The 500-nt window shown below is 48.6% G+C and carries 1 protein-coding gene; it reads left to right on the top strand.

Annotation, left to right across the window (positions count from 1 at the left end; translation table 11 throughout):
• Positions 1-500 (top strand): 2OG-Fe(II) oxygenase family protein (locus R7O13_RS31485; RefSeq protein WP_318305816.1); only part of this gene is annotated, 500 nt, incomplete at both ends.

Genomic DNA, 500 nt, shown 5'->3' with positions numbered 1-500 from the left:
AGCGCGCAAACGCTTTTGCACAAGAACTGCTAGGTTGGGTAGAAGAGTACGCACCAAAAGACGTACAAGAGAAGTTCTCTATCGCGTTGTCAGAAATGATCAATAACAGCGACAAAACGTTGCTTCGCGTTCTTCATTACCCACCAATGACAGGCGAAGAAGAGCCAGGTGCAATTCGCGCAGCCGCTCATGAAGACATTAACCTACTGACTGTACTGCCAGCGGCGAACGAGCCTGGTCTGCAAGTTATGAGCAAAGATGGCGAGTGGATCGATGTTCCATGTGATTTTGGTAACTTGATCATTAACATCGGTGACATGCTACAAGAAGCGTCAGGTGGTTACTTCCCGTCAACGACGCACCGAGTTATCAACCCAACAGGTGCTCGCCAAGAAAAATCGCGCATTTCATTACCGCTTTTCTTGCACCCAAAACCAGATACAGTACTTTCTGAGCGTTACACAGCACACCGATACCTGATGGAACCCCTACCTGAGCTC

The organism is Vibrio sp. Y176, assembly GCF_033438945.1.
The sequence above is the reverse complement of the archived record's forward strand: the minus strand, read 5'-3'. Positions and strand labels throughout refer to the sequence as shown.